Source organism: Variovorax sp. IB41 (genome assembly GCF_016405905.1).
Classification (GTDB): Bacteria; Pseudomonadota; Gammaproteobacteria; order Burkholderiales; family Burkholderiaceae_C; genus Variovorax.
This window is the reverse complement of the sequence record NZ_JAEFCB010000006.1, coordinates 237,359-258,888: the sequence shown is the minus strand read 5'-3', so window position 1 is coordinate 258,888 and position 21,530 is coordinate 237,359. Positions and strand designations below refer to the sequence as shown.

Sequence of the window (21,530 nt, the reverse complement as noted above, 5' to 3'; positions counted from 1 at the left end):
AGCAACACTTTCAAATGAAGATTGAAAATACATCCGACCTGCGGGTGCTGGTGCACACGGCGCGCGGCGGCACGCTCACGGCCGCGGCCCATGCGCTGGGCATCACACCGGCGGCCGCCAGCGCCACGCTCAAGCGGCTGGAAACGCAACTCGGCGCGCGCCTCTTCGAGCGCTCCACGCGCGCGATGCGCCTCACGCCGCAGGGCCAGACGCTGCTGGACTATGCGGTGCGCGCCTTCGAGCTGCTCGACGAGGGCGAATCGCTGGTCACGGCCGACCGCGGCGAGCTGGTCGGCACGCTGCGCGTCGCCGCGCCCTCGGACCTCACGCGCAGCACGCTGCTGCCGTGGTTCGACGAATTCCTCGCGCTGCACGCGGGCGTGCAACTGTCGCTCTCGGTGGGCGACCGGCCGCTGGACGTGATGCGCGACGAAGTCGACGTGGCGCTGCGCTACGGCGCGCTGGCCGATTCGCGGCTGGTGGCGCGGCCGTTCGCGCTGACCAATCCGCTCCTGACCGCCTCGCCGGACTATCTCTGTCGCCATCCCGCGCCGAAGACGCCGCAGGACTTGGTGCACCACAACTGCCTGATCTTCAACCGCGGCGGCCGCCGCCACCGCATCTGGCGCTTCGCGCAGAACGGGCAGTGGACCGAGGTGCGGGTGAGCGGCAACCGCAGCGTGGACGACGCTTCGCTCGCGCGCGAGTGGGCGGTGGCGGGGTATGGCATCACGCTGAAGTCCGCGCTCGATGTGCGCGACGACATCCGCAGCGGCCGGCTGGTTCACCTCATGACCGACTGGCAGACCGAGCCCTATCCGCTGCATGCGCTGCTGCCGAGCGGGCGCTTCGTGCCGGCGCGCGTGCGGGCGTTCGTCGATTTCCTTGCGCTCAAGTTCGAGGCGCTGACGGCCGTCAGATCAGCGGCGTGACCGCGCCGTCCATCGCGACGGTCGCGCCCGTCACATAGCTCGCCCTGGGCGACGCGAGGAACACGACCGTGTTGGCGATCTCTTCGGGCGTCGCGATGCGCCCGAGCGGCAGCCGCGCGGTCGCGCGCTTCAAGGCCTCGTCGGTGTCGATGCCCTGCAGCTTCGCATCGGCCTTCATGCCTTCCTGCAGCCGCGCGGTCAGCGTGAGGCCGGGGTTCACCGCGTTCACGCGCACGCCCTTGGCCGCGTAGGCGGCGGCCATGCCGGCGCTCACCAGCATCAGCGCCGCGTTGGCCGCGCCGCCGGCCATGTGCACGGGGCTGGCGACCTTGCCGCCCTGGCCGATCACGTTGACGATCGCGCCGCGGCCGCGCTGGCCCATGCGCTTGACCACCGGATCGATCATGTGGATGTATGTGAAGTACTTCGCGTCCATCGCGTCGTGCCACGCGGTGGGCGTCAGGTCGTCGGGCGGGGTGCGGCGCGCGGCGCCGGCCGAGTTGACGAGCACGTCGACGGGGCCGAAGGCCTTCTCGGCCGCATCGAGCGCGGCCACCGCGCCGGCCGGGTCCTTCAGGTCGGCGGCATGCACCGAGACCCGGCCTTCGGCCTCGGCAAAGTTGTCGATCAGCGTCTGGCGCCCCTGCTCCAGGTTCTGCAGGTCGCGCGAGACGAGGCTCACGCGCGCGCCTTCGCGCAGGAACCCCAGCGCGCATGCGAGGCCGATGCCCTTGCTGCCGCCGGTGATGAGAACGTGCTGGTCCTGGAGTTGGAGGTCCATGAAAATGTCCTTGGGAGGGGTTGTGGGTCGGCCGCGATTGAAGCACCGCCGCGAAACCCCTGCACGGACGCGGCTGTCCGCAGCGGCGCCGCAGCGCCTCATCGCCTGTCGTTGGCGCGGCGCAGCGCCGGCTCCAGCGCCGCGGGCGCGGTGTCGGTCGCGTCGCGCAACTGGCCGTCGTGGTCGTGGTGCACCAGCAGTTGGCGCGCCCGCTGCCAGGCCGACAGGCGCGAGGGCGGCACCTCGATGTACGACGCCAGCGCGAACAGCGACGACTGCTCCTGGTCCGGCGGCGTCTCGCGCTCGTGCTGGCGGCGGCGCAGCGGCGCCATCATCAGCATCGAGCCCAGGATCGCGCCGATCACCACGGCGTAGAAGCCCAGCAGGTGCAGCACCTCGGGCTGCGAGCGCGCGCCCAGCACATAGGGCCAGGCGTACCAGACCGCGCAGAACCAGCTGGCCAGCGTGAGCGCCGGGCGCAGCACGCGCAGCCACAGGTACATGGCCAGCGTGCGCTGCGGCGAGCGGCCGCTGCCGAAGGCGCGCAGCGAAATGCGCGCGGCATCGATGATCGGCTCGTCCCCCTCGGGCTGGCCCCACGAGCGGCGCCTCGTCGGCGGCGCGGCGTCGGCATGGGCGGCCGCCTGCAGGACAAAGGAATGGGCACGGGATTCACGAGACATCGGAGACTCCTCGGTCGGGGCTCGTCCACACCGCGCGCTTGCCGCGGCGGCGTATCAGAGCATTGGGAAGGGCGATGACGGTGGTCGCCATCGTGATGGTCCAGAAAGCGATCGGGTACCAGATCGTTCCGGCGAAATAGCGCATCAGGTCGCGGTCGTAGCGGCGATCGATCCACAGGCTCAGGAGCATCTGCAGGATGCAGGTCATGGCCAGCAGCGTGCCCTGCCAGTGCGGCAGCAGCGCCGAATGCCAGGACGAGTTCTCGGGCAGGAACGGCCGCACGAGGCTGATGGCGAGCACCAGCGCCATCGCGTAGGCCCACACCACGCTCACCATGTACTCGGTGTAGACCAGCCACAGGCGCCACTGCCGCGGCCTGAGGATGCGAGGGGTGTAGCGCAGCATCGTCTGGATGCCGCCGACGGCCCAGCGCAGCCGCTGCTTCCACAGGCCCCGCAGCGTCTCGGGCATCAGGATCCAGCACAGCGCACGCGGCTCGAAGCGCAGGCGCCAGCCACCCAGTTGCAGCTTCCAGCTCATGTCGATGTCTTCGGTCAGCACGTCGGGGCTCCAGAAGCCCACGTCGATCACCGCGCGGCGGCGGAACATCGCCAGCACCCCCGAGACGGTGAAGAGCGTGCCCACCAGCTGCTGCGAGCGCTTGATGAGCCCGATGATCGAGGAGAACTCGCCCACCTGCATGCGCCCGAGCAGCGTGGTGCGGGTGCGGATGCGCGGGTTGCCGGTGACGGCGCCGATGCGCTCGGAGCGCAGCATCGGCTGCAGCATCCAGGCGATGGCGTTTTCGTCCACCAGCGCATCGCCGTCGATGCCCAGGATGTACTCGCCGCGCGCGAGCTGGCAGGCGGTGTTCAGGCCCACGGCCTTGCCCTGGTTGCTGGCGTTGTGGATCACGCGCAGGCGGCTGTACTCGGCGGTCATCGCGTCGAGCAATTCGCCGGTGCCGTCGGTGCTCCCGTCGTTCACCGCGATCACCTCGTAGTGCGGATAGCGCGTGCGCATCAGCTGCTCGATCACCTCGCGCAGGTGCGGCGCCTCGTTGAAGCACGGCACCACCACCGTCACCAGCGGATGAACGGGCAACAACGCGAGCGGATCGGCATCGACCTCGCGCTTGCGCTCGAACACCCACGCATGCGAGAGGCCGCCGGCCATCCACACCCAGGCCATGAAGAACGGGTAGTAGAAGACGAAGCCGAACAGCACCGGCGGCAGGTGCTGGATGAATGCCTGAAGCATGTTCAGCGTGTTCATGGCGATCCGCTCTTTTCTGCGGCCTGCGGCGGCGGGTTTTCCTGCCGCAGCGGACGCGACAGCAGCGCGCGCACCGAGATCGCGCGGCGCACCACCTCCAGCGAGGGCTGGTTGTCGAGAAAGTCGTCGGGGTAGTAGCCCAGGTGGCGGATGCCGGCGCGCTGCAGCAGCGTCCACTGGCGCGCGAGCTCTTCATCGGCGACGGGCTGGCCGGTGCGCCAGTCGCGCGCCTGCAGCTCGAACACGGTACCGTCCAGGCCGCGCGGCGTCTCGGCGGCGCGGCGGGCCAGGCGCGCGAGCCACGCGTCGCTCTCGGCGGCGCTGCGCGCTTCGCCTTCCATGCGCGGCATGGCCATGAGGCCCACGTAGTCGTAGGCGGCGAGCGCGGCTTCGTAGTTCTGCGCGAACCATTGCTCGGCCGCGGGCTCGAGCACCGGCCGTGCATACAGGTTGCGCGCGGTCTCCAGGCCCGGCCGCCACACGCCGACGCGCGCCGCGAGCGCCTGCGTGAACTCGGTGAGGTAGCGCGTCTTGCCGGCGGTCCAGCGCGCCATCAGCGCCGGGTCGGCGCGGATGGCGGCCACGTCGGGCGGCAGGCCCCAGCGCGCGTAGGTGGCGAGGGCGGCGGGGCTCGCGTCCTCGTCGTCGGAGAGCATCGCGTCGTCGTGGAACAGCAGGCCCTCGAAGAAGGCGTGGCGGCCGAGGTCTTCGTAGAGGTCGCCCACCAGCGTGCGCACCGCGGGGTCGAAGGGCGAGAGGCGGTGGTAGCGGTCCGCCGGCGCGGTGCCCGCCTGCGTGCGCACCGTGTGCGTGGCGAGCGCGTCCGATGCGGGCAGGCGGAACGCCATCACCGGCATCCATGCGTAGACCTTCACGCCCGCGCGGCTGCGCAGCTGCCAGGCCGCGCGGGCGAACAGGTCGGCGCGCATCGGCAGGTGGCGGTTCGGAAAGTAGAGCGCGTCGGCCACGCCGTCGCCATCGGCATCGGCGTACGCCTGCAGGAACACCGAGCGCGGGCGCACCGCGGCCACGCGCTCGATCAGCGCGGAGAGGTTGCGCTCCTGCTGCGCCGGGTCGGGGTCGTAGACATAGTCCAGGTCCACGTGCATCACGCGGTTGGTCGCGCGCAGTTCGCCGCCCACGGGGCTGCGCAAAAGCCGCGCGTACTCGGGCGCCTCGTTGTCGTAGGCCACGAGTGCGCGGCGGATCTGCGAGAGGGGCACGGTCGCGGTGTTCGGCCCGTCGTCCAGCGTGAGCGTGATCGGCATGCCCGCGCGCTCGGCCGCCTTCAGCGCCGCGGCGTTGTAGGCACCGTAGGGCCACACCATCGCGCGCACCTTGGCGCCGGTGCGCGCCTCGATGATCTCGCGGCTCGCGCGCAGGTCGGCCTCGATGCGCCGCACGTAGGCGCCGTCGTCTTCGTAGCGGCCGGTGGCGGCGTCGTAGCGGTGCGTGGCCGCGGCCGGCAGCATGTTCCCCTGCGGGTTGGCCGGGATGCCGGTGTGCATCGCGTCGCTGTGGCTCGCGAGTTCGACCAGGCCCGAGCGCGCCATCTCCGCGGCCTCGCTCCAGCGCAGGAAGCTGTCGCGCGGCGCGGGCTTGTCGCCCCAGTGCACGAGCTGGCCTTCGGGCACTTCGAGCCAACTGGTCACCAGCGCCAGCACCGCCGGGTACCGGTAGCGCTGCAGCAGCGGAAAGACCTTCGTGTACGCGCTGCGGTAGCCGTCGTCGAAGGTCAGCAGCACGGGTCTGGCGGGCAGCGGCGTGCGGCCGGCGCGCGCATCGGCGATCTGCTGCAGGCTCACCGGGTGGTAGCCGTTGTACTGCAGCCAGGCGAACACCTCGGCGAGCGTGCGTTCGTCGATGGCGGTCTCGTCGGGCGAGGTCTCGAAGCTCGCGCGCACGCCGGCGCGCACGTCGTGGAAGGAGAGCACGCGAAAGCTCACGCCGTCGTCGGGGTCGGCGGGCGGCAGCGGCTGCGCGAGGGCCGGCAGCGCGAGCGCGAGCAGCAGCCACAGCAGGGCCGCACGCAGCGCATGGAAGACAGGGAAGTGGGTGTTGTGCGGCATCACTGCAAGGGCGTCGAAAGGTTCAGGAAGACGCCGCGCTGTCGTTCGCGCACGCCGTCGTAGGGATGGGCCGAAATGCTCACGCCATAGCGCAGCGTCATGCGCGGGCCGAGGTTCCAGCGGTGCTCGTAGCGCACGCTCCAGAGCGCGCCGGTGCCGAAGCCCGCCTGCCGGTAGCCGCCGCCGCCGATCTCCACGGCCTGGAAGAACTGGCGGTCGTCGCGCTTCCAGTTGAGCCACTGCGCGCGCACGCTCAGCTGCGCGCTGGCGTCGCTGGACGGGCTGAAGTACGCGACGTCCTGCGCGCGGCTGCGGCTGGCGTCGGCGCCCAGCCGGGTCTCCAGCTGGAAGCGCGGCGTGCTGATCCAGCGCTCGCTCCAGCTGAGGTCCAGGCCGTTGCGCAGGTTGCCGTCGCTGAAGTCCAGCTGCTTCCACTTCAGGTCGAAGCGGCGCGATTCGTCGACCACGTAGCCCACGCTCGCGCCGGCCTCGCGCGCGCCGACACCGGTGACCTGCGCCTTCCACGGCAGCTCCTTGCTGTCGCCGTCGTAGGTGGCCGACAGGCGCCAGGCATCGCCCGCGCGGTAGTCCACGCGGCCCGCCACGCTGGTGCGGTAGGGGCCGGTGTTCGCGCGCTGCACCTCGCCCTCGGCCAGCCAGCGGCCGCGCTGCCAGGCCAGGCCCAGGCCGCCGCGCGCGCGGTTCGCATCGCCGATGGCGGTGTCGCCGCGGCCGAGCGACTGGTCGTAGAACACGCGCCACTGGTCGTCGATGAGGCCGGAGCTGAGCCGGCTGTCCAGCCGCCATTCGCGGTCCGCGATGGCGGCGCCGCCGGTCGATGCGCCGGCGTCGATCTCCAGCTGCGCGCCGGTGATCGCGCGGCGCTTGCGCGCGAGGTCGCGCACCTCGGCGGCATCGGGCGCGTCGGCCTCGAGCGATTCGGCGCGGCGCCGCGCCTCGGCGAATTCGCCCGCATCCATCAGCGCCTCGACATGGCCGGCGCGCGCGCTGATGTCGAAGGGCTGGTTGGCCGCCTGCGCCTCGAATCGCGCGAGCGCGGCCTCGGGATGGTCGCGCAGCCGCTCGGTGAGCGCCGCGCCGTAGGCGTAGCCCGCGTTCAGCGGCGCTTCGTCGGTCAGCGTTGCGAAGCGCTGCTGCGCGAGGGCCGGGCGGTTGCCGTAGAGCGTCAGCAGGCCGCGCATGCCGCTCACGTCGGTGTACTGGGCGTTCGGCCGGCGGGCTTCGGGCGCCAGCCGCAGGAAGGCGGGCGTGGCGGCTTCGATGCGCTGGAGCAGCGCCTCGGCCTCCTCGAAGCGGCCGGTGTCCTGGTAGGCGTAGACGAGGCCGAAATGGATCTCGTCGGGCATCGGCAGGTCGGCACCGGCCCGGGCGATGGCGGCTTCGTACAGCGGCACGGCATCGATCGAGCGGCGCTCCTGCGCGAAGGCGCGGGCGGCCGCGGCGAGGCCGTACGGCGGGAGTTCGGCGCCGGTCGCGCGCAGCGTGTCGTAGAGCGCGATCGCATCGGCCGGGCGGCCACGTTCGACCAGCGCCAGCATGCGGTCGGCCTGCAGGCGGATGCGGACGGTGCGCCACGCCTCGGCGTCGGCCGGCCCGGCGTTCGCCGCGGCGGCATCGAGCCGTGCCAGCGCCGCGTCCTGGTCGGCGAGCACGCGGTCGAGGGAGGTCGTGCGCGACGGCCCCATGCGCTCGTCGCGGTCCTGCACGGCCCAGCGCAGCCGCTGGGCCAGCGCCTGCTGCTGCAGCGTGGACAGCGACAGCGCGGAGAAGGTGCCCGGGTGCGCGCGCTCGGCCGCCTCGGCATCGTCGAAGGCGGTGGACGCGGCGCCGCCGGCCGCCAGCACGAGGTCGGCCTCGCGGCGCGCATCGGCGCGGCCGGGCTGCAGCGCGCTGGAGGCGGTGTAGGCGGCGAGCGCCTGGAGCGTGTCGCCGCCGGCGCGTGCCACGGCGCCTCGCAACTCCAGCAGCGCGATGCGGTCCGCGGCATCGGCCGGCGCTGGCTGCGAAAGGGCGCGGTACAGCGCCTCGGCCCCGGCGACGTCGCCGCTGTCCAGGTGCCAGAAGGCTTCGTGGATGCGCGCGTCGCGCGAGGCCGGCTGCCGCGCGCGCCAGGCGGCGATGGTCTCGCCCTGCAGCGCGAGGTCGCGCGTGCGCCGCGCGGCCACGGTCAGCGGGCCCAGCGCGTAGTCGAGCAGCTGCGCGGGCGGGAACCGGCGGCCCAGCGCGACGGCTTCGGCGAAGCGGCCGTCGCCGGCCGCGATGGAAACCGCGTCGGACGCCACGCGCCGCCGCTGCGCATCGTCCAGCGGCGCCGCGAGCCAGGCGTTCAGCTGCTGCAGCGCCTCTGCGGGCGTGATGCGGCCTGCGCGGCGCGCGACGATCAATGCGTCGTGCTGCTGCGCGTCGTAGGCGGCCGCGCTGCGATCGGCGGCGGGTGGGTTCGTGGCGCGCGCATCCGCATCCGTATCCGCGTACGCCTGGGACACGCCCAGCGCCAGCGCGCAAACGATCGGTGGCACGCCCCGCGCAACGCGAACGACGCGCGCGAGGTTTCGAGGCAACGAGCCGGCGGGCGCTTCATTGCGCCCGGCCGCGGCCGTGCCTCCATCTTTCTTGTGGATCGACACTCTGCTCCCTTTGACTTTTCCTTCTGCCGACCGGCTTGCGGTGCAGAAGAGAACCCTCCATGGCCGTGACAAGCCGTAGCGGAAAGTTCTTGAAAATTCACTTTAGACCAATTGATTAACAATCGACAACAAAGGTGGCGAAGATGGTTCGTGACTGTGAATAGGTTCGCGATTTGCGCCATCTCTGTCGACAACTTGTACGCAAGTGCAACTTTGGAGGGCCGGATGCGCCGGCCTAAGATCGCGAAATGAACGCCCCTTCGTCCCCGTTGCGAACCCTTCCCCGTTTCTGGTCCCAGCTCACCACGCGCGATTTCGCTTCGCTCGATGCGGCCGCCACCGTCGCGGTGCTGCCGCTGGGCGCAACCGAGCAGCACGGGCCGCACCTGCCGCTGGGCGTGGACACGGTGCTGGCGGACGGCATCGTCGCCGCATCGCTGCCGCTGCTGGCGGCCGAACTGCCGGTGCTCTTCCTCCCCACCCAGCAGATCGGCCTGAGCCCCGAGCACGCGCGCTTCGCGGGCACGCTCACGCTCTCGGCGGAGACGCTGATCCGCGTCTGGAACGAAATCGGCGCGGGCGTCGCGCGCGCGGGCGTGAAGAAGCTGGTGCTCTTCAATGCGCACGGCGGTCATGTGGGCGCGATGGACATCGTGGCGCGCGAGCTGCGCGCGGCGCACGGGCTCATCGTCTACAGCGTGAACTGGTTCAACCTGCCACTGGGCGATGCGGGCGCGCAGTTCAGTGCCCAGGAGCACCGCTTCGGCGTGCACGCGGGGGAGGTCGAGACCTCGATGATGCTGGCGCTCACGCCGGAGCGCGTGCGCATGGGCGAGGCGAAGGATTTCCAGTCGACCTCGCAGCAGCGCGCGGCCGACTACGCGATCCTGGGCAACGGCAAGAGCGCCAAGCTCGGCTGGGCGATGGAGGACTACAACGCCCAGGGCGCGGCCGGCAATGCGGCCGCGGCGACGGCCGCCAAGGGGCAGGCGGTGATCGACGCCGCCGCGCAGCAACTGGCGCTGCTGCTGGCGGAGGTGTCGCGCCTGCCGCTGGACACGGCCAACACCCAGCCGCTGCCCTGATCCGCCTTCAGGAAGAAGCGCTGCGCGCGAGCACCCCGGCGAACATGTCGGAATCGACATTGCCGCCGCTCACGCTGATGCCCACTGTCTTGCCGCGCCAGCGCGCCTGCTGTTGAAGCGCGCCCGCCAAGGCGGCGGCACCCGCACCTTCGGCCACGTTGTGCGTGTCGGAAAAGAGGATGCGCATCGCCTCGGCCACTTCGTCGTCGGTGACGGTGATCACGTCGTCGGCTTCGCGCAGGATCACCTCGACCGATTCGGGCACCGGCACGCGGCAGGCCATGCCATCGGCCAGCCGCGTGCTGACCGGCGACTCGACCGGCTTGCCCGCGCGGAAGGAATCGCGGTACGCCGTGGCGTGCGCCGACACCACGCCGATGATCTTTGTCGCGACCCCGCAATGCGCGCGCGCCACGGCCGCGCCGGCAAAGCCGGAGCCCAGACCGATGGGCACGAACAGCACGTCGGGGGGCGCGTCTTTCAACGCACTGAAGAACTCGACATACGCGGTCGAGACGCCGCGCACCAGTTCGCGATGGAACGACGGCACGCGATGCAGCGCATCGCGCTCCGCCAGCAGCGCCGCGTGCTCCGACGCCGCCTGGAAATCGTCGCCATGCTCGACCAGCGTGACGCCCAGCGCGCGCATCGCGGCGTTCTTCTCCTGCGAGTTGCCGTGCGGCACCACGATGGTGGCTGCCAGCCCATGCCGCCGGGCCGCGAAGCCGAGCGACTGGCCGTGGTTGCCGCGCGTCGCGCTGATCACGTGGCGCACTTCGGGGTGCTCGCGCGCGAGGGTCTCGAAGTAGGTGAGGCCGCCGCGGATCTTGAAGGCGCCGACCGGCGTGTGGTTCTCGTGCTTGGCCCAGAGCGTCGCGCCCAGGCGCTGCGACAGCAGCGGCCAGGTGTATTGCGGGGTCGGCGGCATCGCCGCATGCACGGTGCGCTGGGCGGCGTCGATCTCTTCGCGGGTGAATCGCATGAACTACTTTCTTTCCGTGAGCGCCACGCGCACCGCCAGCGCGGCGAGGACGCTGCCCATCACGTAGCGCTGCGCGCGCAGCCAGCCGGCGCTTTGCGAGAGCACCGCCGTGATGCTCGCGGCGCCGAAGATCATCACCGTGTTGACCGTCGCGCTCGCCGCCATCTGCGCCATGCCCAGCTGCACGCTCTGCAGCAGCACCGAGCCGCGTTCGGGATGGATGAACTGCGGAAAGAACGACAGGTAGAACATCGCGACCTTCGGGTTCAGCAGGTTCGTGAGAAAGCCCATGCGGAACAGCTTGCCCGGCGGATCGGCCGGCAGCGCGCGCGCCTCGAACGGCGCATTGCCGCCGGGCCGCACCGCCTGCCATGCAAGCCACAGCAGGTAGGCCGCGCCGGCGATGCGGATCGCATCGAACGCGAGCGGCACCGCCAGCAGCAGCGCGGTGAGCCCGAGCGCCGCGGCGAACAGGTGCACGAGAAAGGCCATCAGCACGCCGCCCAGCGAGATCATTCCCGCGCGGCGGCCCTGGATCAAGGTGCGCGAGACGCAATAGATCATGTTCGGCCCCGGCGTGAGCGCCAAGAGCAGCGAGGCGAGGGCGAACCAGGCGATTTCGGTGAGGGTCAGCATGATGGTCAGAGTCCCTTGGATTCGAGCGTGACGGGGCCGCGCGGCGTATCGAACACGGCGACAAGGTTCGGCGGGCCGGCGTCCACCGGCAGCGCTTTCATGCCGATGGCCGAGAGCGCCGCCGACAGCGCGGGCGCGCGCGGGTGCGCGACGCGCAGCGAACGCAGCGCCAGGCCCGATGCGGGCATGGCATCGACCGGATGCACCGGCCCCCACTGGATCAGCGTCGGCAGCGCGCCGTAGAACAGGCGCTGGCCATCGTCGCGCAACGTGATCTGCCATTCGAGGCGGCCGGCCGGCGTGTCGCGCGAGGCTTCGATGAGGTGGCCGCGATCGATGTGCGCATGCTCCTCGCGGGCCAGCGCGCGCGTTGCGGCGGCGGCGTCGGGCACGCGCGCGACGAAGTGGATGAGCCGCGGGCCGTGCTGCGCGAGGCCCGCCTGCAGCGCGGTGTCGTCCAGGTCGAACCAGCGGCGCGTGCCGGGCCGCGAGGGGTGCTTGCCGGGCTCGATCGCGATGATCTCCGCGTAGGCCCGCGGGAACGCGTCGCTCGCCACGTTCAGCAGCCGGTTGTGCGTGCCCATGAGCGGATGCGCGCCGCCCGGCCCGGGCGTGACGCCGAGCGTTTTTTCGCACCACGCCACGCCCTCGGCCAGCGAGGCGGCGGCGATCACCAGGTGGTCGAGTTGGGCGTGCATGCGCGGGCTCCTCTGGCTACAGCGTGACGCTGCCGTCGACGCAGGTCACGGCATCGCCGCCGACCCAGATCTTTCCTTCGGCGTCGCGCTCGATGTACACGCGGCCCGCGCGGCCCAGGCACTGGCCCTGCGCGGCGAGGTAGCGCTCGGGCATGTGGCCGTCGGCGATCAGCCATTCAGCGAGGCTCGCGTTCAGGCTGCCGGTGACCGGGTCTTCCTGCACGCCGATCGGTTCGGCGAAGGCGCGCACTTCCAGGTCGATCTTCGCGCCGTCGTCGTTCGGCGTCGCGGGCCGATTGCCGAAGGCGCGCGCCTCGCGGTTGGAGCGGCCGATGAGCAGCGACGTGTCGTGCGCCGCGGGCACGCCCGCGACGCCCGCCTTCACGCCCAGCTCTTTCAGCGCGCGGTGGTCGGGCTGCAGCGCCAGCACGGCGTCGGCATCGTTCAGCAGCAGGCCGAACCAGACCGGGCCGTTGTCCAGCACCTGCGCCGCGATCACCTGCTGCGCCTTCAGGCCCAGCGCGCCGGCCACCTTGGCGAGCAGCGCGGGGCTCGGGGCGCTGCGCTTGAGCGGCGGCGCGGCGAAGGCCAGGCGCTCGCCCTCGCGCCGCAGCGGCACGAGGCCCGCGCCGCACTGCTGCACCACGCGGCCCGCCACCTTGGGCTTGCCGCCGGCCTCCAGCCACGCGTGGCAGGTGCCGATGGTCGGATGGCCGGCAAAGGGCAGCTCGCCGCCGGGCGTGAAGATGCGCACGCGGTAGTCGGCCGTCGGCTCGGTCGGCGGCAAGAGGAAGGTGGTCTCGGAGAGATTGGTCCACTGCGCGAAGCGCTGCATGGCGGCGTCATCGATGTCCTGGCCATCGATCACCACGGCGAGCGGATTGCCGTAGTACGCGGTGGCGGTGAAGACGTCGACTTGCTTGAAGGGGCGGGATTTCATCGGATTCATTCGAGGGAGAGATCGAGCACGCCGCGCGCGCCGGGGCGGGAAAGAAGATCGGCGTACCAGCGCTCCACGTTCGGCCAGCTCGGCCGGTGGTACTCGGCGGCCGGCAGGTTGAACCAGCGATGCGCCTCGCAGCCGACCGGAATGTCGGCCATGGTGAACCGCTCGCCGGCCAGGAAGGGCTGGCGCGCCAGGTGCGCATCGAGCACGGCGAAGAGCGCTTCGCTCTGGCGCACCGAGGCGTCGATGAGCGCGGCCTGGCGCTCGGCGGGCGGCGTGCGCACCCATTGCACGAAGGCGTCGCGGCTCGCGCGGTTGAGCGTGGTCTGCTGCCAGTCCATCCAGCGCTCGGCGTCGAAGCGCGCGGGCAGCTCGCTCGGATAGAGCGTGCCGTGCGAATGCTTCGCGCAGAGGTAGCGCACGATCACGTTCGATTCCCAGAGCGTCACGCGCTCGGCGCCTTCGCCGTCGTCGATGGTCGGCACCATCGCGTTCGGATTGAGCGCGAGGTATTCGGCCGTCTGCACCACGCCGAATTTGCCGCCGGCCTCGGTGCGCTGGAAATCGAGCCCGAGCTCCTGCGCGCACCACACCACCTTGCGGACGTTGATCGAGCTGATGCGGCCCCAGATGTTGAGCATGGATGGATTTCCTTCCGTTATTTCGAGAGGTCAAGCCGGCATGATGCGGGCGCTGCCGGACACGCGGATCGAACTGCCTGGCGTCGGCGGAATTTCTGCGTGCAGGCGCGACAACATGCCCATGTCTTCGCCTTGCACCACGTCGATCGCACCAGCGTGAGGCCATGCGATGTCTCGAAGGTAGCCGCCCAGCGCAGCCGTGGCTGCGCCCGTTGCCGGGTCTTCATAGACTCCGCCGGACGCGAAGGGGTTGCGCGTATGGAACAACTGCGCGGTTTCTGCACGGACAAGGAGGATGGTCGTCAGTCCCGCGCGATTCATCAGGCTGCGGCCCGCTTCCAATGCGTACGCCATCGCCGACAGCGTGGCACGGTCCTTCAGGGCAAGCACCAGATGATCTGCGCCTGCATGAATTAGTGCCGGGGGAATGCGTGGGTCGAGGTCGTCGCTTGTGTAGCCGAACAACCCCAACGTATCGGACACCAGCGTGGGTTCGGCTGCGACGCTGCGCGTGCGCGGCGACTGGAGTGCTGCGGCAACGAGGCTGCCGTCACGTTTTCCTTCCACCGTGACCTCCGCATGATTCAGTGTCAGCGCGAACACGCCGTCGCCTTGTTGCAGCGCCAGCGCGGCACCCAATGCAATCGTCGCGTGACCGCAGAACGGGACTTCCGATTGCGGGGAGAAGTAGCGAACGCGCCACCCGTCGGCGGTCCGAGCCGCGAACACGGTCTCGGAGAAGCCTACTTCAGCCGCGACCTCCTGCATCTGCGCTGCGGACGGCAATGCACTGCCGATAAAGACGCCGGCAGGATTGCCGCCTGTATCCCCATCGGAAAACGCCGCGATCTTCAGGATGTTCATAAGCAACGGCTCTCAGCTTGCTGCGGGTCGGTCGAGGAAAAGCAGGCGAAACGCCAAACCCAGCATGACAGTGGCGAGCACCCTGCTTTGCAAATTCGCAGCACCGGGCCGGCGCTGCAGCCAGCGGCCGACCTGTCCGCTGCAGGCGCCCAAGAGCGTATTGAAGGCGAGCGCGGCCACCGACAGCACCACGCCCAGTTGCACCAGCTGCAGTGCCACGCTGCCGTGCGACGGATCGACGAACTGCGGCAGGAACACCATGAAGAACAGCAGCGCCTTCGGATTGACGAGGTTGTTCACGAGCGCCATGTGCACGATGCGTCCGAACCCCGCGGGCTGGGCCTGCGCATTCATGCGCAGGCCGCCACTGCGCAACGCCTGCACCGCGAGCCACACCAGGTACAGCGCGCCCGCATAGCGCAGCACGTCGAACGACGGTGGCCAGGCGGCCACCAGCGCGGTGACGCCGGTCGCCGCGAAGAGCGTGTGCATCAGGTCGGCCGCCGAGATGCCGATCGCCGCCGCGAACCCGCCGCGCGGCCCGTGCGCCACGCCGTGCGAGAGCACGAAGGCCATGTTCGGCCCGGGCGAGAGGAACAGCGCCAGCACAGCGAGCAGGAAGAGCGAGAGCGTCGCGATGCCGATCATCGTCCCCGCTCCCTCACACCGGTGCAGGCGCGAGCTTGTGCTCGCCCAGCAGCGCCAGCTCTTCGCGCAGCGTGAGCGCAAGCGCGGCGATGGCGGTGTCGATTTCTTCGACGCTGGCCGTCACGAACGACAGGCGCAGCGTGCGCGGATCGCCCAGGCCGGCGTAGAACGGCGCGCCGGGCACGAAGGCCACGTTGCGCTCGACCGCCTTGGGCAGCAGCTTGACCGTATCGACGCCCTCGGGCAGGCGCGCCCACAGGAACATGCCGCCCTTGGGCGCGTTGAACTTCACGTCCAGGCCGGCCATCTCGCGGGTGAGCGCGGCGATCATCGCGTCGCGCTGGCGCTTGTAGAGCGCGCGGATGGTGGGCACGTGGCGGTCGAGAAAGCCGTCCTTCATCACGGCCGACACCATGCGCTGCGTGAAGATCGGCGTGTGCAGGTCCACCGCCTGCTTGGCCTGCAGGAGCTTCGGGTAGATGGCCTTCGGCGCCACCAGGAAGCCCAGGCGCAGGCCGGGCGCCAGCACCTTGGAGAACGAGCCCAGGTAGATGCAGCCCTCGGGGTTGCGCGCGGTCAGCGGCAGCGGCGGGGCTTCGTCGAACCAGAGCTCGCCGTAGGGGTTGTCCTCGACGATCGGCAGGCCCGCCTCGGCGGCGGCGGCCGAGACGGCGGCGCGGCGCGCCTCGGTCATGGTGCGGCCGGTGGGGTTTTGGAAGTTGGGCAGGAGGTAGACGAAGCGCGCGTCCTTCGCTTTCTCGACCAGGTCCGCGACGATCACGCCGTCTTCATCGCTCGCCACGCTCACCGGGTTCGGCTCCATCGGGCCGAAGGCCTGCAGCGCGCCGAGGTAGGTGGGCGTCTCGACCAGCACCTTGCTGCCCGGATCGATCAGCACCTTGGCCACGAGGTCCAGGCCCTGCTGCGAGCCGGTGGTGATGAGCACCTGCGCGGGGTCGACGTTCCACGGCAGCATGTCGGCCACGGCCTGGCGCAGCGGCGCGTAGCCTTCGCTCGCGGCGTACTGCAGCGCGGCCTGGCCGTCGTTGTGCAGCACCTCGGCGCAGGCGTCGGCGAAGGCCTGGATCGGGAAGGTCTTGGGCGAGGGCAGGCCACCGGCCAGGCTGATGATGCCGGGACGTTCGGTGACCTTGAGGATTTCACGCAGCACCGACGGGTTCATCTTGGCGGCGCGGGCGGCGAGTTTCCAGTTCATGGCGTTTCTTCTTTCAGGCGTGTGAGGTGAGATTCGATGGCAGGTCGCCAAGGGATGCAACAGGGATTTTGTTGCAGCCGGCGTGATGGGATGCGGTCATCGGCTTCTTCCGGCCGCGACGCCATTGCCCGCAGGCAGCGGCGCAGCAGCGGGCGCCGCCTGCGGTTGCGACAGCTTCTTGCCGATCACCACCGTGGCCACCACCGCGATCGCGAAGCCCAGTGTGACCACATCGAGCGGCTCGCCCAGGATCGGGATCGACGCGAGGATCGACAAAAAGGGCTGCAGCAACTGCGTCTGGCTCACGCGCAGCGCGCCGCCGAGGGCGAGACCCCGGTACCAGGCGAAGAAGCCGATCCACATCGAGAACATGCCCACGTACACGAAGCCCAGCCACGATGCCGTGGCGATGGGCTGCGTCGGCCACAGCGCCAGCGTGGCCGGCAGCGTGAAGGGCAGCGCCATTACGCAGACCCAGCAGATCACGCGCTCGGCGCCCAGCGAGGGCGTGACCTGCGCGCCGTAGATGTAGCCAAAGGAGGCCGCGATGACCGCGCCCACCAGCAGCAGGTCGGCCCATTCGAAACCGAAGCCGTGGCCCGCCTGATTCGCGCGCAGCACCGAGAACGCCACCACCAGCAGGCTGCCCGCAACCGCGCAGAACCAGAAGCCCAGCCGCGCGCGCTGGTGCAGCACCCAGGCCGCGACCGCGGCCGTCACCAGCGGCAGCAGCGCCGTCACCACGGCCGCATGGCTGGCGGTGACCACGCGCAGCGCGTAGGCCAGCAGCAGCGGATAGCCGACGCAGTTGCCCAGCACCGCCATGCCCAGCGGCCGCCACTGGTGCGGCGCGGGCCGGGGCGAGCGCGTGACCAGGAGGAAGACCGCCGACAGCACGCCGGCCAGCGCCGCGCGCCCGAGCGTGACGAACCAGGGAGAGAGCTGCGGCGCGGCCTGCGTGCCGGTGGCCAGCCGCGTCATCGGCAGCGTCACCGCGAAGAGCGCCACACCGATCACGCCGAGCCACATGCCCAGCGTTTCGTCCTTGATGTCGAGGCGGCGGCTCATTGCGCAGCCTCCGCGCTGCGCGCTGCGGCATTCGCGTGGGGAGCGGCCCGGCGGCTCATACGCTCACCATCCACCAAGCCGTGAGCACGAGCACGAGGCCCATCGCGCGGTTGAACCACAGGAGGCGCTTGCCCTTGGCGAGCCAGTCGCGCAGCAGCGCGCCGACCAGCGCATAGGCGAAGTTGCTGACGAAGGCATAGAACAGCATCACCGGCGCGACGATGGCGAAGCGCGAGAGCGCGTCGGGCTGGCCGGCGATCCATCCGGCCACCAGCGTGAGCGCGAGAAGCCACGCCTTGATGTTGACGAACTGCAGCATCACGCCCTGGCCGAAGCCGACGGTGAGTTTTGCGCTGTCGGCACGGCCCAGCGTGCCGCTGCCGCTGAGCTTGTACGCGAGCCACAGCAGGTAGGCGATGCCCAGTCCCTTGATCGCCAGGCGCAGCGGCGGCACCGCCACCACCAGCGCGCCCAGGCCCGCCGCGCAGATCGCCAGCAGCAGCGTCCAGCCGATCGGCACCGCGACCACGAAGCGCATCGCGCGCGGCAGGCCGCCGTTGGCCGCCAGGGCGGTGGAGAGCGTGGTGTTGGGGCCGGGCGAAAAACTCATCGCCGTGGCCAACACCAGCAGCGCGGTGAATTCTTGCCAGTTCATGACACACACTCTAAACTTGAGACCATTACAGTTCCAGTACAGATGGCCGGACAAACAAGGCATCTGTATTGGTGACCCCATCGACACAGCACCTCGACACAGCATGCTGACACGAACCTCCACCCAGTCGTTGACCGGCCAGCTCGCAGACCGCCTGGCCGAGCGCATCCGCACCCGGCTGCTGCCGCCCGGCGCCCGGCTGCCCTCGGTGCGCGAATGCGCGCGGCAGCAGGGCGTGAGCCCGTACACGGTGGTCGCGGCCTACGACCAGTTGCTCGCGCAGGGGCTCGTCGAAGCCCGCCGGCAACGCGGCTTCTACGTGCGCGATTCGGCGCAGGGCCAGGACAGCCGTCCGGGCAAACCCGCCGACGCCGTCGGCGTGGGCGACATGCCCGCGGCCATGGCCGTGCAGATGATGGCCTCGCGCGTGCCGGCCGATGCGAGTTCGCTGATCCGCAGCATGTTCCACCGCCCGAGCGACAAGCCGCAGCCGGGCATGGGCGTGTTTCCGCCGGACTGGATGTCGTCCACCTTCATGCCCACGGCCGTGCGGCGCATGACCAGTACAGCCGTGCTGCAGGAGCTGTCGCTCCAGTACGGCGAGCCCGCCGGCGACATGAGCCTGCGCCGCAGCCTCTCGCAGAAGCTGGTGGGCATCAACGTGCCGGCCGCGCCCGACCAGATCATCACCACCATCGGCGCCACGCATGCGCTGGACATCGTGAGCCGCACGCTGCTGCGGCCGGGCGATCCGGTGATGGTCGAGGAGCCGGGCTGGGCGCTCGAATTCGCGCGGCTGGAGGCGCTGGGCATGCGCATCCTGCCCGTGCCGCGGCGCGCCGACGGGCCCGACCTCGACGTGATGGCGCAGTACTGCGCGCTGCACAAGCCCAAGCTCTTCGTGAGCGTGAGCGTGCTGCACAACCCGACCGGCTACAGCCTCACGCCCGGGAGCGCCCACCGGGTGCTCAAGCTGGCGAACGAGCACGACTTCCACATCGTCGAGGACGACACCTACAGCCACCTCGCCCCCGAGCACGCCACGCGCCTGTGCGCGCTGGACGGGCTGCAGCGCACCGTGTACGTGAGCGGCTTTGCCAAGATCATCGCGCCCAACTGGCGCATCGGCTTCCTGGCCGCGCCGCCCGCGCTGAAGGACCGGCTGCTGGAGACCAAGCTGCTGGCCACGCTGACCTCGCCCACGCTCTTCGAGCGGGCGTTGTCGTGGTGCATCGACCAGGGCCAGCTGCGCCGGCATTCGGAGCGCGTGCGCATTCGCCTGGAGGGCGCGCGCGGGCGGTCGGTGAAGCTTGCGATGTCGCACGGCTGCACCTTCGCCTCGGAGCCGGCGGGGCTCTTCGGCTGGGTCGACACGGGCGAGGACACCGACGCGCTCACCCAGCGCATGCTCGACCAGGGCTACCTGCTCGCGCCGGGTTCGCTCTTCCATGCGCGCCGGCCGCCCAGCACCATGATGCGGATCAATTTCGCGACCTCGCAGGACGCCACTTTCTGGAAAGTTTTCAGCAGGGTCAGAGACGAGCTTTGAGGCCGGACGCCGGAGGCTTGGAGTAAGCTGGCAGCACAAGAAAACCCAGCCTGGAGACCTCCCGCATGACCAACGCCAGCCAACCTTTCAACTTCAGCCAGTTCGTCCCCGGATTCGACTTCCTGAAGAACCTGGCCGGGGGCGCCGCGGCGGGCACCGGCGCCGCCTCGTCGGTGCCGGGCATCCCGAGCCTGGCGAGCTGGGTGGCGCCCACGCTGAGCGTGGAAGAAGTCGACAAGCGCATCCAGGAACTCAAGACCGTGCAGTACTGGCTCGAGCAGAACGGCCATGCGCTCAAGGCCACGATCCAGGCGCTCGAGGTGCAGAAGATGACGCTCTCGACCCTGCGCGGCATGAACGTGCGGATGGAAGACCTGGCGAGCGCGTTCACCAAGCAGGCGGCCGCCGCAGCTCCGGCGCCCGCGCCCTTTGCAGCAGCCGCCGCCCCCGAACCGGAGCCGGTCGAGGAGGAAGAAGAAGAGACTGAGATCGAGGAAGAAGAAGCACCGGCACCGAAGAAAAAGCCGCGCAGCAAGGCGGCTGCCGCCGATGGCGCCGGCGTGGTCGATCCGATGCAGTGGTGGGGCTCTCTGACCGAGCAGTTCCAGCAGATCGCCAGTTCGGCGCTGCAGGACGCCGCCCAGCTCAAGGTCCCCGCCATGGCCCAGCCGCTGGCCGACGTGGTCGGCAAGGCGATGGGCAAGACGGCCGCCGCCAAGAAGCCCGCAGCCAAAACCGCGGCGAGAACCTCGGCCAAGAAGGCGGCAACGCCCGCCGCAAAGAAAAAGACGTCGGCCGCCGCCCGCAAGCGAACCACCGGCCGCCGCTGACGTCACACACATTCCACTTTGAAGAGAACGGGTTGGCACGCATCATGAAGTTGTTTCCCACGGGTCATGCCACCCATCCGCAATGGCGCATGGCGGCCGGCCTCGTGCTGGCCCAGTTGCGCGCGCAGATGGCACTGCCCGACTACGCGTCGTCGCCCACGCTCGGGCTCCTCTACATCACCGACCACTACGCCTCCGAGGCGCAGGAGATCCTGGATCACCTCGGCGCCGAGCTGCCGGAGGTGACCGACTGGTCGGGCACCGTGGGCATCGGCGTCTCGGCCAACAACGCCGAGTACTTCGACGAGCCCGGCATGAGCCTCATGCTCTGCGCGCTGCCCAGCGACCAGTACCGCGTGTTCTCGGGCGTGGCGCCGCTCGGCAATTCGGAGATGAGCGGTTTCGAGGCGCACACCGCGCTCGTGCACGCCGACCCCGCGACGCCCGATCTCACCGAGCTGATCGGCGAGATGGCCGGCCGCGTCGACACCGGCTACCTCTTCGGCGGCCTCTCGTCGGGCCGCGGCGGCGCGCTGCAGTTCGCGGTCGGCGGCAACGGCAACATCCGCGGGCACGGCGCCGCGGGCGGCGTGTTCTCGGGGGGCCTGTCGGGCGTGGTGTTCGGCGAGGGCGTGCGGCTGGTGTCGCGCGTCACGCAGGGCTGCCAGCCGCTGCGCTCGGGCGTGCGCGAGCGCGAAATCACCGAAGCCGACGGCAACCTGCTGCTCAAGCTGGACGGCGAGCCCGCGCTGGACGTGCTGCTGGCCGACCTGCAGGTCTCGCTCGAACGCCCGCAGGAGGCCATCGACGCGGTACGCAACACGCTGGTCGGCCTGGCCGACGCGGGCAGCGACGGCGTGCGCCGCACCGGTGACCTGGGCGCCGACGTGCTGGTGCGCCACATCATCGGCCTGGACCCGACGCGCCGCGGCATCGCGATCGCCGACACGGCCGAGGCCGGCATGCGGCTGACCTTCTGCCGCCGCAACGCGCAGGCTGCGCGCGCGGACCTGATGCGCATCTGCGCGGAGATCCGCGAAGAGCTGGAGCCCGAAGAGCAGACGCTGGCGACCGCCCGCGCCGTCGCCGCGGGCGAAGCCGAAGCAGCGCCGCACCCCGCGCGCCGCATCGCGGGCGCGGTGTACGTGAGCTGCTCCGGACGTGGCGGCCCGCACTTCGGCGCCCCGGGCGCCGAGCTGCAGATCGTGCGCCACGCGCTGGGCGACGTGCCGCTGGTCGGCTTCTTCGCCGCGGGCGAAATCGCCCGGCACCACCTGTATGGCTACACCGGTGTGTTGACGGTGTTCACCAGCAAGGATTGAC

General features: G+C 70.5%; 20 protein-coding genes. 5 read left to right on the top strand and 15 right to left on the bottom strand.

What is annotated here, in order from left to right:
* The first annotated feature begins 14 nt into the window (after positions 1 to 14).
* Positions 15 to 932 (top strand): LysR family transcriptional regulator, encoded by a 918-nt coding sequence (locus JC881_RS14420; protein WP_198786387.1) that lies wholly within the window; start codon positions 15 to 17, stop codon positions 930 to 932.
* Here JC881_RS14420 and JC881_RS14415 read toward each other — a convergent pair.
* From JC881_RS14415 to pgaA, 5 genes are all read right to left on the bottom strand, one after another.
* Complete coding sequence (locus tag JC881_RS14415; protein WP_198786386.1) at positions 916 to 1,713, bottom strand: SDR family oxidoreductase; 798 nt, start codon at positions 1,711 to 1,713, stop codon at positions 916 to 918. The two genes, JC881_RS14420 and JC881_RS14415, sit on opposite strands and share 17 nt — an antisense overlap.
* A 98-nt stretch (positions 1,714 to 1,811) precedes the next feature.
* On the bottom strand, positions 1,812 to 2,396 hold the full coding sequence (pgaD, locus tag JC881_RS14410) for a poly-beta-1,6-N-acetyl-D-glucosamine biosynthesis protein PgaD (protein WP_198786385.1): 585 nt from the start codon (positions 2,394 to 2,396) through the stop codon (positions 1,812 to 1,814).
* Positions 2,386 to 3,672, bottom strand: a complete 1,287-nt coding sequence (gene pgaC, locus JC881_RS14405) for a poly-beta-1,6-N-acetyl-D-glucosamine synthase (protein ID WP_233101777.1) — start codon at positions 3,670 to 3,672, stop codon at positions 2,386 to 2,388. The genes pgaD and pgaC overlap by 11 nt, the downstream gene beginning before the upstream one ends.
* Complete coding sequence (pgaB, locus tag JC881_RS14400; protein ID WP_198786384.1) at positions 3,669 to 5,741, bottom strand: poly-beta-1,6-N-acetyl-D-glucosamine N-deacetylase PgaB; 2,073 nt, start codon at positions 5,739 to 5,741, stop codon at positions 3,669 to 3,671. The genes pgaC and pgaB overlap by 4 nt, the downstream gene beginning before the upstream one ends.
* Positions 5,741 to 8,281, bottom strand: a complete 2,541-nt coding sequence (pgaA, locus tag JC881_RS14395; RefSeq protein ID WP_198786383.1) for a poly-beta-1,6 N-acetyl-D-glucosamine export porin PgaA — start codon at positions 8,279 to 8,281, stop codon at positions 5,741 to 5,743. The genes pgaB and pgaA overlap by 1 nt, the downstream gene beginning before the upstream one ends.
* 356 nt (positions 8,282 to 8,637) lie before the next feature.
* Between pgaA and JC881_RS14390 the strand changes: the two genes are divergently transcribed.
* Positions 8,638 to 9,474, top strand: a complete 837-nt coding sequence (locus JC881_RS14390; RefSeq protein ID WP_198786382.1) for a creatininase family protein — start codon at positions 8,638 to 8,640, stop codon at positions 9,472 to 9,474.
* A 7-nt stretch (positions 9,475 to 9,481) separates the two neighbouring features.
* Here the strand turns inward: JC881_RS14390 and JC881_RS14385 are convergent, their stop codons facing one another.
* The 10 genes from JC881_RS14385 to JC881_RS14340 all read right to left on the bottom strand — a co-directional run bounded on the left by JC881_RS14385 (position 9,482) and on the right by JC881_RS14340 (position 17,828).
* A complete protein-coding gene (locus tag JC881_RS14385) occupies positions 9,482 to 10,456 on the bottom strand; it encodes a threonine dehydratase (RefSeq protein WP_198786381.1) in 975 nt (324 codons plus the stop codon).
* A gap of 3 nt (positions 10,457 to 10,459) precedes the next feature.
* Positions 10,460 to 11,092 (bottom strand): LysE family translocator, encoded by a 633-nt coding sequence (locus JC881_RS14380; RefSeq protein WP_198786380.1) that lies wholly within the window; start codon positions 11,090 to 11,092, stop codon positions 10,460 to 10,462.
* A 5-nt stretch (positions 11,093 to 11,097) separates the two neighbouring features.
* Positions 11,098 to 11,790: a VOC family protein gene (locus JC881_RS14375; RefSeq protein ID WP_198786379.1), complete on the bottom strand. Its 693-nt coding sequence runs from the start codon at positions 11,788 to 11,790 to the stop codon at positions 11,098 to 11,100.
* 16 nt (positions 11,791 to 11,806) lie between these two features.
* Entirely contained in the window at positions 11,807 to 12,730 is a 924-nt protein-coding gene (locus tag JC881_RS14370; protein WP_198786378.1) for a PhzF family phenazine biosynthesis protein, read from the bottom strand.
* Positions 12,731 to 12,735: 5 nt separating this feature from the next.
* On the bottom strand, positions 12,736 to 13,377 hold the full coding sequence (locus JC881_RS14365; RefSeq protein ID WP_198786377.1) for a glutathione S-transferase: 642 nt from the start codon (positions 13,375 to 13,377) through the stop codon (positions 12,736 to 12,738).
* Between the two features lie 30 nt (positions 13,378 to 13,407).
* Positions 13,408 to 14,241: a PhzF family phenazine biosynthesis protein gene (locus JC881_RS14360; RefSeq protein ID WP_198786376.1), complete on the bottom strand. Its 834-nt coding sequence runs from the start codon at positions 14,239 to 14,241 to the stop codon at positions 13,408 to 13,410.
* A 12-nt stretch (positions 14,242 to 14,253) separates the two neighbouring features.
* Positions 14,254 to 14,889: a LysE family translocator gene (locus JC881_RS14355; protein ID WP_198786375.1), complete on the bottom strand. Its 636-nt coding sequence runs from the start codon at positions 14,887 to 14,889 to the stop codon at positions 14,254 to 14,256.
* Between the two features lie 13 nt (positions 14,890 to 14,902).
* The gene (locus tag JC881_RS14350; protein ID WP_198786374.1) at positions 14,903 to 16,105 is read right to left on the bottom strand and encodes an aminotransferase-like domain-containing protein; all 1,203 of its coding nucleotides are present in this window, start codon (positions 16,103 to 16,105) and stop codon (positions 14,903 to 14,905) included.
* A 96-nt stretch (positions 16,106 to 16,201) separates the two neighbouring features.
* Complete coding sequence (locus tag JC881_RS14345) at positions 16,202 to 17,173, bottom strand: DMT family transporter (protein WP_198786373.1); 972 nt, start codon at positions 17,171 to 17,173, stop codon at positions 16,202 to 16,204.
* Between the two features lie 55 nt (positions 17,174 to 17,228).
* Positions 17,229 to 17,828 carry a LysE family translocator gene (locus JC881_RS14340; protein ID WP_198786372.1) on the bottom strand — a complete coding sequence of 200 codons (600 nt, stop codon included), beginning with the start codon at positions 17,826 to 17,828 and terminating at the stop codon, positions 17,229 to 17,231.
* A 103-nt stretch (positions 17,829 to 17,931) separates the two neighbouring features.
* Here JC881_RS14340 and JC881_RS14335 point away from each other — a divergent pair, with 103 nt between their 5' ends.
* From JC881_RS14335 to JC881_RS14325, 3 genes are all read left to right on the top strand, one after another.
* Positions 17,932 to 19,377, top strand: a complete 1,446-nt coding sequence (locus tag JC881_RS14335; protein ID WP_198786371.1) for an aminotransferase-like domain-containing protein — start codon at positions 17,932 to 17,934, stop codon at positions 19,375 to 19,377.
* 65 nt (positions 19,378 to 19,442) lie between these two features.
* Positions 19,443 to 20,207 (top strand): PhaM family polyhydroxyalkanoate granule multifunctional regulatory protein, encoded by a 765-nt coding sequence (locus tag JC881_RS14330; protein WP_198786370.1) that lies wholly within the window; start codon positions 19,443 to 19,445, stop codon positions 20,205 to 20,207.
* Between the two features lie 44 nt (positions 20,208 to 20,251).
* On the top strand, positions 20,252 to 21,529 hold the full coding sequence (locus tag JC881_RS14325; protein ID WP_198786369.1) for an FIST signal transduction protein: 1,278 nt from the start codon (positions 20,252 to 20,254) through the stop codon (positions 21,527 to 21,529).
* Position 21,530: the final 1 nt, after the last annotated feature.

What these genes read in the sequence shown, in the direction of transcription:
- JC881_RS14420 (WP_198786387.1), top strand. Translation starts at nt 15, where the DNA reads ATGAAGATTGAAAATACATCCGACCTGCGGGTGCTGGTGCACACGGCG.
- JC881_RS14415 (WP_198786386.1), bottom strand. Translation starts at nt 1,713, where the DNA reads ATGGACCTCCAACTCCAGGACCAGCACGTTCTCATCACCGGCGGCAGC.
- pgaD (WP_198786385.1), bottom strand. Translation starts at nt 2,396, where the DNA reads ATGTCTCGTGAATCCCGTGCCCATTCCTTTGTCCTGCAGGCGGCCGCC.
- pgaC (WP_233101777.1), bottom strand. Translation starts at nt 3,672, where the DNA reads ATGAACACGCTGAACATGCTTCAGGCATTCATCCAGCACCTGCCGCCG.
- pgaB (WP_198786384.1), bottom strand. Translation starts at nt 5,741, where the DNA reads ATGCCGCACAACACCCACTTCCCTGTCTTCCATGCGCTGCGTGCGGCC.
- JC881_RS14390 (WP_198786382.1), top strand. Translation starts at nt 8,638, where the DNA reads ATGAACGCCCCTTCGTCCCCGTTGCGAACCCTTCCCCGTTTCTGGTCC.
- JC881_RS14385 (WP_198786381.1), bottom strand. Translation starts at nt 10,456, where the DNA reads ATGCGATTCACCCGCGAAGAGATCGACGCCGCCCAGCGCACCGTGCAT.
- JC881_RS14380 (WP_198786380.1), bottom strand. Translation starts at nt 11,092, where the DNA reads ATGCTGACCCTCACCGAAATCGCCTGGTTCGCCCTCGCCTCGCTGCTC.
- JC881_RS14375 (WP_198786379.1), bottom strand. Translation starts at nt 11,790, where the DNA reads ATGCACGCCCAACTCGACCACCTGGTGATCGCCGCCGCCTCGCTGGCC.
- JC881_RS14370 (WP_198786378.1), bottom strand. Translation starts at nt 12,730, where the DNA reads ATGAAATCCCGCCCCTTCAAGCAAGTCGACGTCTTCACCGCCACCGCG.
- JC881_RS14365 (WP_198786377.1), bottom strand. Translation starts at nt 13,377, where the DNA reads ATGCTCAACATCTGGGGCCGCATCAGCTCGATCAACGTCCGCAAGGTG.
- JC881_RS14360 (WP_198786376.1), bottom strand. Translation starts at nt 14,241, where the DNA reads ATGAACATCCTGAAGATCGCGGCGTTTTCCGATGGGGATACAGGCGGC.
- JC881_RS14355 (WP_198786375.1), bottom strand. Translation starts at nt 14,889, where the DNA reads ATGATCGGCATCGCGACGCTCTCGCTCTTCCTGCTCGCTGTGCTGGCG.
- JC881_RS14350 (WP_198786374.1), bottom strand. Translation starts at nt 16,105, where the DNA reads ATGAACTGGAAACTCGCCGCCCGCGCCGCCAAGATGAACCCGTCGGTG.
- JC881_RS14345 (WP_198786373.1), bottom strand. Translation starts at nt 17,173, where the DNA reads ATGAGCCGCCGCCTCGACATCAAGGACGAAACGCTGGGCATGTGGCTC.
- JC881_RS14340 (WP_198786372.1), bottom strand. Translation starts at nt 17,828, where the DNA reads ATGAACTGGCAAGAATTCACCGCGCTGCTGGTGTTGGCCACGGCGATG.
- JC881_RS14335 (WP_198786371.1), top strand. Translation starts at nt 17,932, where the DNA reads ATGCTGACACGAACCTCCACCCAGTCGTTGACCGGCCAGCTCGCAGAC.
- JC881_RS14330 (WP_198786370.1), top strand. Translation starts at nt 19,443, where the DNA reads ATGACCAACGCCAGCCAACCTTTCAACTTCAGCCAGTTCGTCCCCGGA.
- JC881_RS14325 (WP_198786369.1), top strand. Translation starts at nt 20,252, where the DNA reads ATGAAGTTGTTTCCCACGGGTCATGCCACCCATCCGCAATGGCGCATG.